We start from the raw sequence: 10,762 nt of genomic DNA, 5'->3' as shown, positions 1-10,762 counted from the left end.
GCCGGGGTGGACGCCGGGCGCGGCCCGGATGACCGCCGGAACGCCGTCCGCGGCCCAGGTCGTCGCCGGGACGTCGGGCGCGGGTCAGGTCGCCGCCGGGATGCTGATCGCGGTGACGACCAGGCCCCGGCCGACGAGGAACCGGCCGGCGAAGGCGGTCACCGGCGCCCCGCCGAGCACCGGGCCGGGCACCAGCAGGTGCGCGGTGAACGTCCCGGCCGGGTCGAGGACGATGTCCGCCTCGGCGAAGTCCAGCCACCGGCCGGTGAGCGGGAACCACGCCTTGTAGACCGACTCCTTCGCGCTGAACAGCAGGCGGTCCCAGCAGACCGACGGGCGGGCGGCGCCCAGCGTCGCGGTGCGGGCGCGCTCGGCCGGCAGCGCGATCGCGTCGAGCACCCCGTCGGGCAGCGGCGCGTGCGGCTCCGCGTCCACCCCGAGGGTGGCGAACCCCGCCGTACGGCCGAGGACGGCGGCCCGGTAGCCCTCGCAGTGGGTCATGCTGCCGACCACGCCGGCGGGCCACACCGGGGCGCCCCGCGCGCCGGACAGGATCGGCGCCGGGGCGATGCCCAGCTCACCGAGCGCCCGGCGGGCGCAGTGCCGGACGGTCGTGAACTCCCGGCGGCGCTTCTCCACCGACGCGGCGACGAGCGCCTGCTCCTCGGGGAAGAGGGTCAGGCCGGCGGGATCGGTGAACGACTCGGCGACCGCCACGGCGGGGGGCAGGATCTGCTCGATCACGTTCGCCGATGCTAGGCGCTGCGGCGACCCGCACCGCCGCGACGTCGGCCGGAGGGTGCATCATAGGGGTCGGGTACGGGTGCCGGGCCGCGCGGGCGGCTGCCAGTGTGGGGGTGCCCCGGCCCCGGGCGGGGCACGCGGATCGGGTCGGACGGATGCGGGAAAAGCGATGCTGACTGGCAAGGTGGTGCGGTTCGACGAGGTGCGGGGCTACGGGTTCATCGCCCCGGACGACGGCAGCGACGACGTCTTCGTGCACGCGAACATGCTGGACGGCGACAAGTGGGCGTTGGCGCCCGGTGTCCCGGTGGAGTACGACGCGGTGGAGACCGACCGGGGCCCGAAGGCCCTGCTGGTGCGGGTGGTCGGCGCCCCGGCGGGAGCGGAGCGGAACGCGGCGGCCCGGGCGGGCGTGGCGGTTGCCGGCGGGCGCGGCCGGGAGAGCGGGCAGGCCGTGGCCGGCGGGGACGACGAGGAGGGCCTCTGCGACGTGCTCTCCGAGCGGGCGTTCTCCGCGGAGACCACCGAGGCGCTGGTGACCTCCGTGCCGGACCTGACCGGGGCGCAGATCGTGGCGGTCCGCGCCCGGATGTTGGCGTTGGCTCGGCGGCACGGCTGGGTGGAGGGCTGACGGCCGGCACGGCGCGGCCCGGCCGGGTCAGCCGGCGTCGACGAGCAGGGACTTCCTGATCCGGCCGAACGCGGTGCGGGGCAGCTCGTCGACGAAGTGCACCCGCCGGGGGCGGTGGGCGGCCGAGAGGTGCCGCCCGACGTGGTCGATCAGCGCCTGCGCGGTCGGCCCCTCGGCGACCACGTACGCCGTGACCTGCTCGCCGAGCGTGGGGTGCGGCGTGCCGACGACGGCGGCGTCCCGGACGCCGGCATGGCTCATCAGCGCCTCCTCCACCTGGCCGGCGCGCAGCCACCGGCCCCGGCAGCGCACCACGTCGAGGCGTCGTCCGACGATGTGGTGCGACCCGTCGGCGGCCACGGTCGCCAGGTCGCCGGTGGCGTGCCAGGGGCCGGTCGCGTCGGCCTCCGCACCGACGTAGCCGCTGAACAGCGTGGGCCCGCGGACGCTCAGCTCCCCCACGGACTCGCCGTCGGCCGGCACCGGTCGGGCGTCCCGGTCCAGCACCCGGGTCCGCACGCCGGGCAGGGGGGTGCCGACGGCGCCGTCGACCGGCGGCTCGCCGGCGCGGCCGGTCACGGCGACGAGGGTCTCGGTCGTGCCGTACGCCTGGACCGGGGTGTGCGAGGTGAGCAGCCGGAGCCGCTCGGCCACGGCGGTGGCCAGCGGGGCGTCCGCGGAGATCAGGATGCGCGCGGCGGCGAGCGTCCGGGCGAGGGGGCAGTTCCGCGCGATCCTCGCCCACTGCGCGGGCAGTGCGAGGTACATGGTGCCGGCCGTCCGGGCGCCGGCGTCGCGGCCGAGGTGGACGAAGCGGCTGCCGACCCGCAGCGCGCCGAGCAGGCCGACGACCAGACCGTACGCCCGGAACAGCGGCGTGCCCTGCACCACGACGTCCTCGCCGCTCCACTGCCAGGCGTCGGCCAGCAGGTCGAGGTCGGCGGCGATGGCGCGCCGCGAGATGCGCACGCCGCGCGACGGACCCGCCGCTCCCCCGGTGTAGAGGATGACCGCGTCGGCACCCGGCTCGGGCTCGGGGTGGTGCGTGGCGGAGCGCTGGCGCAGGTCGACGGGGACCGTCGGCAGCCCGTCGCCGTCGGACGGCCGGGCACCCAGCAGCGCCGTCGCCCCGCAGTGCCGCAGGATGCGGTTCCGCTCGCGCCGCTCGGCGCGGGGCGGCAACGGGACGAGCGGTACGCCCGCGTGGAGGGCGCCGAGCATGCCGACGACCGTCTCCAGGGTCGGCGTGGCGTCGACCGCGACGACGCCCGCGCCCCTGATCCGGTCGGCGACGGCGGTGACGCATCCGAGCAGTGCTTCGCTGGAAAGCGCGCCGCCGGCCACCCTGACCGCGTCGGCCCGGTCCGCGCCCGATCCGCGGAGCGCCGGCAGCAGTGCCATCCCCGTTATCCCCTGCCGGGGACGTGGACGAGTCGCGGCAGCGACTGGGAGATCACGACGGCCACAGGACCCTTCACGTCATGGGGCGCGGGAGCCCCATATCCGGCCATCCCGCCATGGACGCGGGGTGCCCCGAAATTAGGCCCCGCAATGATCCCGCACAACCCCTAGCCGCCCGGCCCGGTCCCCTGCCCGGGGACGACGGGCCAGCTAGGACGCGATGCGCGATCGCCTTTCGTGATTGCCGCTGGGAACGTTTGCCCGGTGGCCCGGCACAGTGGAGGGAATGCCGTCCGGCGTCGGCGGCGAACAATTGCTCCAGGCCGCTTTTATAATTGACGCTGAGCGATTGGTCAATGCGGCGCCAACCCGATTACGCGACGCCCGGTCATCGCATTCGGGCCGCCTCGAATCCCGCGCGACATCCATCCTGGCCAACCCTGGGCACATAACTCATCTTTAACAACATAATTGTTTAATGTGCCAAAGGTCCGATTCGAGGCACGCCTTGGGCCAACCCCCGCGACGAAACCCGTTCACGCCGACCTCGCGAGAACCGGAGGAGTCGCACCTTTCTGGGCGAGCGTGCGCTTCGGCGCAGCGAACAGAGAATCCCGCGCAATTCACCCGATCGGCACGAGCGTGCGGAGCCCCCCGAAAACCGGCCCGGGACACCCGGGCCGGGCGCCGCCGGCGACCGGCCGGCGCCGGAGGGGCGACTGCCGCAGGCCGCCCGCGACGACCGACCGGACCGGGGCGACGCCTCCCGACCCGAGCGCCACCCCCGGGTTGAACTGCGCCCGCTCGACGCGGGGCGGCCGGCGACGACCGGTCCCGCCGGCCCCGCGCCGGTCGACGACGCGAGTCACCGGCGACGACGAGTCCGCCGATCCGGCGTCGCCCCGACGACCGCCGCAGGGCCGGGCGGCGCGCGAGCGGGTCCGCACCCCCACCCCGCGCGGCGCATAGCATGGAATGGCACGGCAACCAATGGCCGACACCGCCAGAAAGGCAGCCCTTACGACCGGCACAAACACCCGGTCACGTAACGGGGCCGGGCGGCGACTTTGCGTTGTCGAGCACCCGGCCGGCCCGCGGCCGCCGCCGGCGCGGACAGCGGAACGATGTTCGCCCATCCTTTACAAACCTCGGCTTGCCGCCCAATTGCCGGAATGCCATACTCCCACCATCACGGCGGTCGATAGGGGGAGGCCGACCGAGAGGGCTGGGTAATTATCGCCGGCGCCGACAGGTGACTCCGACTCGGAGCCGCCGGTCGGCGAAGTCGGTCGACGACCACCCGCTGCCCCTCGATGTCGATCGATATAACCAAAACTGGAATGGGTCGAGAATTGCCGGTCTCCGATTTCGTCGAGCTCCAGGGCCGCGCAGGGCAGGTGGCGTGTCCGGTGACGGCGGGCCGCCCGCCCCTCCGGAGGCCGCGGCGATGGAGCTGACCGAGCGGTCGTGCCAGCTCGACCTGCTGGAGCGCCGGCTGACGGAACTGATCGCCACCGGCGGCACCCCCACCGGCCCGACCGTGACCGTGCTGGCCGGCCCGGTCGGCTCCGGCAAGACCGCGCTGTTGCAGGCCTTCACGCGGCGGGCCGTCGAGGCCGGGGCACGTGTCCTCGGCGCCAGCGCGTCCCGCGCCGAACGCTCCGTTCCGCTGGAGGTCGTCCGCCAACTCGTCCGGGCCGCGGCGTTGGCTCCGGAGGACCGGGCACACGTCGGGCGGCTGCTGGACGCCGGCTCTCTGGCCTGGGCCGACGACGAGGACGCCGACGACGAGGGCACCGCCCGCCGCACCGCCGCCATCGGCGGCGCGCTGCTCGAGCTGACCACGCGCGGCCCACTCGTCATCACCGTCGACGACGTCCACCACGCCGACACGGCGTCGCTGCGGTGCCTCGACTACGTGGCCCGGCGGATCCCCGGCCTGCCCGTGCTCGTCCTGCTGACCGAGGCGGCGCGCACCAGGCCGTGGCGGCCCGAGGTCTACGCCGAACTGCTGCAACCCGCACGGCTGCACCGCATCCGGCTCCCGCTGCTCACCGGGGAGGGGACCTTCCAGGTGCTCGCCCGCCGCCTCGGCGTCCCCGTCGCCCGGACCATCGCGGAGGAGAGCCACCGGATCAGCGGGGGCAACCCGCTGCTGGTGCACGCGCTCGCCGACGACCAGGCCGGCGCGCCCCGGCCGGCGGACCGTCCCGCCGTCGGCGAGTCGTTCCGGGAGGCCGTGCTGAGCTGCCTGTACCGCTGCGACCACCTCGTGCTCGACGCCGCCCGGGTGCTCGCCGTGACCGGCGAGCCCCTGCACGGCAACCTGCTGCCCCAGCTCGTCGGCGCCCGGTCGCGGTCCGCGCTGGGCGACGTCGACGGCTCGACCAGCGCAGGGCTGATCACCGAGGCGGGGCTGCGGCATCCGGCGGTGGGCCAGGCGGTGCTCGACGGGATGACCGCCGAGGAACGCGCCCGACTGCACCTGGAGGCCGCCTGCCTGCTGCACGACGAGGGTGCGTCACCCGCACGCGTCGCGCCGCACCTGGTCAGGGTCGACGAGCTGACCGAGCCCTGGATGGCGCAGAGCCTGCTGGACGCCGGCGAGCAGGCGTTGCTCGACGGCGAGGTGGAGACCGCCCTGCGGTACCTGCGCCGGGCGAACCGCGGCCGCGTCGGCGACTGCCTGCGGGCGCGGATCCGCTCCGCGCTGGCCCGCGCCGAGTGGCGGCTCGACCCGCAGGCCGCCGTGCCCCACCTGCTCGGCGTCGCCACCGCCGTACGCGCCGGCCACCTGGGCAGCCAGCAGGCGGCGGGGCCGATCCAGTACCTGCTCTGGCACGGTGAGATCGACCGGGCCGTCGAGCTGGTGCGGCACCTCAGCGACCGGGCCGACAGCGCGGACCCGCGCTCGGCGGCCGAACTCCTCGTCACCACCGGCTGGATGTCCACCCTCTATCCGGGGGTGTCGGTCGACCGGCCCAAGCCCACCGTCGTCGCCCGGGACCCGCTCACGCTGCTCAAGGTCAAGCGCGGGCTCGAGGGCACCACCCTGCTCTCCGCCGTGCTGGAACGGGGCGACGCCACGGTGGTGGACCAGGCCGAGCGGGCGCTGTCCACCGGCGGCCCGGACGACGAGCCCCGCATGTGGACGAGCGTCTGCGCCATCATCGCCATGATCTACGCCGACCGGCTGGACCTGGCCGGCGACTGGTGCGACCGGCTGGGCCGCAACCCGGCGACCCGCCGCTATCCCTCACCGTCGGCGACCCTCGCGGCCCTCCGGGCGTCCGTCAGCGGGCGGCTCGGCGACCTGCCGCGCGCGGAGCGGCTCGCCGACGAGGCGCTGCGCCAGCTCTCCCTGAAGGGCTGGGGGGTGGTGATCGGCATGCCGCTCGCCATCCGCCTGCGGGCCCTCACCTTCATGAACGAACTCGACGCGGCGGCCGACTGCCTCCAGGTGCCGGTTCCGCCGGCGATGTTCGAGACCCCGATCGGGCTGCACTACCTGCACGCCCGCGGGACGCACGCGCTCGCCGCGGGGCGCCCCGAGGACGCGCTGGCCGACTTCCAGCTCTGCGGACAGTTGATGACCTCGTGGCGGCTGGACTTCTCGGCTCTCGTCCCGTGGCGTACCGAGTGCGCCCGGGCGCTGCTCCGGATGGGCCGCCGTCAGCCGGCCCGGAAGCTGGTCCGGGAGGAACTGGCCCGGCTGCGCCCCGTCCAGCTGCGCTACCGGGCCGCCGCGCTGCGGGTGCTGGCCGCCGCCGAGGACGGTCCGGACAGGATCACCCACCTGCGCAGCGCCGTCCGGCTGCTGCGGCAGTGCGGCGACCGGATGGAGCTGGCGCACAACCTGACCGACCTCGGCCACGCCTACCAGCAGGCCGGCGACCGGCGGGAGGCCCGCGTCGCGGCCCGGGCCGCCCGGACCCTCGCCGAGGAGTGCGGCATCCCCCTGCTGCGTGCCAGCACCGCCACCGGCGACTCCGGCTCGGCCGAGGGCCCCGCCGGCGCGGCCGTGGTCGTCGACGGCCTCAACGACGCGGAGTCCCAGGTGGCCGCCCTGGCCGCGCAGGGACACACCAACCGCGAGATCGCCGAGAAACTCTTCCTGACGGTCAGCACCATCGAGCAGCGCCTGACCCGGATCTACCGGAAGCTGCACGTCAACTCGCGCAACGAACTGGCCACCCGGCTGCGGCTGCACCGGCCCGGCGCGACCCTGCCGCACCCGCCGCCGCCCGGGCAGAGCGAACCGGGGGGCCGCCCGCCCGGACCCCGGTTCCGCTGACGGTCGCCGCCGTCGACCGGGCCGGCCAGCCGCACCCGCCACCCGGGCGCACCCGGTAGCGCCGCCCCGCGCGCACCTCCGCCGGACCGACGCCGTCCACGCCCGCGCCGCCCGCACGCACCCGCCGCCCGGGCAGGCCAGGCAGCGCCCTGCCGTGGACAGGCGCCGGCCACGCCCGCACCCGCCGCCCGGGCACGCCCGGTAGCGCCGTCCCGGGCGCGTCGCCGCCCGATCGACGCCGTCCGCGCCCGCGCGGCAGGCACGCCCGGTAGCGCCGTCCCGCGCGCCGCCGGGCCGGCTCGCCGCGGCAGGGCGCCGCCGTCGGCTGTTCATCGGGTCACACTCCGGCGATCGGGTCTGCGCCGGGGCGCGCGATGTGGCACCGTCTGGGCGTACCGCCGACACCCCTCGTTCACGGTGTCGTCATCCCGGCCCCCTCCGGCCATTCTCGACACCCCTTCCGGCGCCCGACGCAACCCCTAACGGCGGACAAGATCCGCAGGTTTGCGCGCGAAACGATGGGGTCCCGCGCCCGTTGTCGCCAAACCTGCCCGGTGCCAGACTCGCCACAGCACCCGAGGCCGTCCGTCGAACGGCGTGGTGCGGCGAAGAATTTCCAGGTCCACCCGGCACGGCAGCCCGGTGCGCTCCACCCCTACCCGTAGGCGCGGTGGAGGGGCTGGCGTGTGGCGGAGGGGGCGGTGTCGGGCAGCGCCGGGGTTCCGGTTCCGCACCGCGTACGAGAGGGGCTGACACGCGGGTGTTGGTGCAGCAGGAGGAGCAGACGTCCCGACTCCGGCGGGCGTTCCACGCGTGCGAGGAGCAGCAGCGTGGACACGTCGCGCTGGTCACCGGCGCGGTGGGAAGCGGCAAGACCAGTCTCCTGGAGGCGTTCGGCGAGTGGGCCGCCGCCACCGGCGGGCAGGTGATGAGCGCCGCGGGATCCCGGGCGGAGCGGGGGCTCCACCTGGGAGTGATCGGGCAACTGTTCCACAGTGCGCGGCTCGCGCCCGACGCGGCGGCCCGGGTCGAGCGGCTGCTGGGCGACGCCGCCCTCGCCACGCCCCTGCCCGAGCCCGGCGCCGAGGCCGGCGAGGGCGACCGGGCCTGGGCTCCCCTGCTGCACGGTCTCTTCGCCACCCTGCTCGACCTGACCGGCGCCGGGCCGCTGGTCCTCGTCGTCGACGACGTGCACCACGCGGACCCGGCCTCGCTGCACTGTCTTCTCTACGTGACGCGCCGGCTGCGCCACGCCCGGATCATGGTGGTGCTCGCCGAGGCGTCGACGCTGCGCCCGCCGCACCCGTTGTTCCGGGCCGAGTTGCTCAGCCAGCCGCACTTCGCCCGGATCGCCCTGTCGCCGCTGACCGTGGACGCCGTCACCCGGCTCGTCGGCGGCGAGGCCGAGACCCCCGAGGCGCGGGAGACCGCCGAGCGCTGCGTGGACATGACCGGCGGCAACCCGCTGCTCACCCGGGCGCTGCTCGAGGAGCGCGCCGGCGGCGGGACGGGCGACGACTGCGACCAGGCCGTCGCCGACGCCTTCGACCAGGCCGTGCTCGGCTGCCTCTACCGGCACGAGCCGGGGGTGCGCCGGGTGGCGCAGGCGCTGGCGGTGCTCGACCGGCCGGCCCCGGCCGAGCTGCTCGGTCACCTCCTCGACGTGGCGCCCGAGTCCACCGCCCCGGCGGTGCGGGTGCTGCGCACCTCCGGCCTGATGGCGGCCGACCACCTCCGCCACCCGCGCATCCTGCACTCGATCCTCGGCGACATGTCGTCCGACGAACGGCGCGCCCTGCACCAGCGGGCCGCCGAGGTGCTGCACGACCACGGCGCCGAGCCGGCGGCGGTCGCCGAGCACCTGGTGGCCGCCGGCTGGGCGGACGCGCCGTGGGTGGTGCCGGTGCTCCAGGACGCCGCCGGGCACGCGCTGGCCTCGGGCCGCCCCGACGTGGCCGCGGCCTGCCTGCGCCTGGTCTCCCGGGTGTGCGTGGACGAGCGGCAGCGGGCCGCCACCACCGAGATGCTGGTGAGCGCCCGCTGGCAGGTCAATCCGCTGGCCGTGAACGGGCAGCTCGGCGAGCTGGTGGAGACGGCGCGGGCCACCGGGTGGGCCAGCGACGTCGGCCTCTCCGCCGTGCCCTACCTGCTCTGGCAGGGCCGCGTCGAGGAGGCCACCGAGGCGGTCAGCGGCTTCTCCGCCGACGACGAGCACGGCCCGGGCGGCGCGGGCGCGCGGCTGCGGATGATGCAGCTGCTGGTCGCCCTCTCCCACCCCGACCAGCTGCCCGCCGTCCGGGAGACCCCGACCACGTGGAGCCGGGCGGCGAGCGCGCCGACCGGGGTCAGCCCGCTGCTGCAGGCGGTGACGGTGCTGCACACCGCGCTGACCCCGGCCGCCGAGAACGACACGGCGTCGACCGCCGAGCAGCTCCTCCAGCGCCACCACACGGACGACGGCTCGCTGGGACTGCTGACCGCCCCCCTGCTGGCGCTGCTGTGGGCGGGCCGGTCCGACCGGGCCGCCGCCTGGGGGGACGTCCTGCTCGACCGGCCGGCCGTCCGGCACGCGCCGGTGTGGCGGGCCGTCATCCGGGCGATCCGGGCGGAGGCGGCCCTGCGCGTCGGGGACCTGCCCGGCGCCGAGCACCACGCGCGCACGGCGCTGGCGGACATCCCCGCCCCCGCCTGGGGCGTGGCGGTCGCGGGCCCGCTGGCCACGCTCATCGCCTGCGCGACCGAGTCGGTCCGGCTCTCCGAGGCCGACCGGTGGCTCGCCCACCCGGTCCCGCCCGGCATGTTCCGTACTCCCCTGGGCCTGCACTACCTGGCCGCCCGCGCCCGGCACCACCTGGCCGTACGGCGGCCCCACGCGGCGATCACCGACCTGCGGCGCTGCGGCGAGCTGATGCGCGCCTGGGGCGTCGACGCGGCCGGGGTCGTGCCGTGGCGGCTGGAACTGGCCCGGGTGCAGCTCAGCGTCGGCAACAAGACCCAGGCCACCCAGCTGCTCCAGGAGCAGCTGCGGGTGCCGCACGGGGTCGACGACCGGACCCGGGGGCGTACGCTGCGGCTGCTCGCCACCACGGCCGCCCAGGACCACCGGCGCAAGCTGCTCTCCGAGGCGGTCAGCCTGCTCCAGTCCAGCGGCGACCGGCTGGAACTCGTCCGGGCCCTCGGCGACACCGGCCAGACGTTGCAGCGGGCCGGCGACTCCGCCCGCGCGCGGCTGCTCGTCCGCCGGGCCTACCAGCTCGCCCAGGACTGCGGCGCGTCGGTGCTGGCCCAACGCCTCATCCGGCGGGAGCCGGGCGGCGGGCTGCCGGCGTACCCGACGGCTGCCGATATGCAGGAGCCGGACGACGGGCTCAGCGACGCCGAGCGCCGGGTGGCCGCGCTGGCCGCCCAGGGGCACACGAACCGGCAGATCTCCAGCAAGCTGTTCATCACGGTGAGCACGGTCGAGCAGCACCTGACGCGGGTCTACCGCAAGCTCGACGTGAAGCGACGCACCGACCTGCCGTCCCGGCTCGTCGCGTACGCCGAGGGGCTGGCCGAGGAGACGCAGGGCGCCGCCTCCTGACCCACGCGAGAAGGGGGCGCCGCGCGGATCGCGCGGCGCCCCCTTTCGGCGTACCGCCGCCGCCCGGCGCGGCGCGGGCCCCGACCCGGGCGACGCCGCGGCACCGGGA

Annotated in this window: 5 protein-coding genes; 3 read left to right on the top strand and 2 right to left on the bottom strand. The window is 76.0% G+C overall.

Annotation, left to right across the window (positions count from 1 at the left end; translation table 11 throughout):
* Positions 1 to 84 precede the first annotated feature (84 nt).
* Positions 85 to 744 (bottom strand): 4'-phosphopantetheinyl transferase family protein, encoded by a 660-nt coding sequence (locus ACWENR_RS26510; RefSeq protein ID WP_452279673.1) that lies wholly within the window; start codon positions 742 to 744, stop codon positions 85 to 87.
* Between the two features lie 169 nt (positions 745 to 913).
* Between ACWENR_RS26510 and ACWENR_RS26505 the strand changes: the two genes are divergently transcribed.
* Positions 914 to 1,375, top strand: coding sequence for a cold-shock protein (locus ACWENR_RS26505; RefSeq protein ID WP_452279672.1), 462 nt, complete (start codon positions 914 to 916; stop codon positions 1,373 to 1,375).
* 27 nt (positions 1,376 to 1,402) lie between these two features.
* On the opposite strand, the gene ACWENR_RS26500 is transcribed toward ACWENR_RS26505, so the two are convergent.
* Entirely contained in the window at positions 1,403 to 2,776 is a 1,374-nt protein-coding gene (locus ACWENR_RS26500) for an AMP-binding protein (RefSeq protein ID WP_452279671.1), read from the bottom strand.
* Positions 2,777 to 4,223: 1,447 nt separating this feature from the next.
* Between ACWENR_RS26500 and ACWENR_RS26495 the strand changes: the two genes are divergently transcribed.
* Together ACWENR_RS26495 and ACWENR_RS26490 are read left to right on the top strand one after the other, a co-directional pair.
* Complete coding sequence (locus ACWENR_RS26495; protein WP_452279670.1) at positions 4,224 to 7,070, top strand: AAA family ATPase; 2,847 nt, start codon at positions 4,224 to 4,226, stop codon at positions 7,068 to 7,070.
* A gap of 760 nt (positions 7,071 to 7,830) precedes the next feature.
* Positions 7,831 to 10,653 (top strand): AAA family ATPase, encoded by a 2,823-nt coding sequence (locus ACWENR_RS26490; protein ID WP_452279669.1) that lies wholly within the window; start codon positions 7,831 to 7,833, stop codon positions 10,651 to 10,653.
* Positions 10,654 to 10,762 lie beyond the last annotated feature (109 nt).

The organism is Micromonospora sp. NPDC004336 (assembly GCF_053602615.1).
Note: the sequence above shows the minus strand (reverse complement) of the source record. Positions and strands in the feature narration are given on the sequence as shown.

Coding starts and splice junctions, on each gene's coding strand:
- ACWENR_RS26505 (WP_452279672.1), top strand. CDS start 914: ATGCTGACTGGCAAGGTGGTGCGGTTCGACGAGGTGCGGGGCTACGGG.
- ACWENR_RS26500 (WP_452279671.1), bottom strand. CDS start 2,776: ATGGCACTGCTGCCGGCGCTCCGCGGATCGGGCGCGGACCGGGCCGAC.
- ACWENR_RS26495 (WP_452279670.1), top strand. CDS start 4,224: ATGGAGCTGACCGAGCGGTCGTGCCAGCTCGACCTGCTGGAGCGCCGG.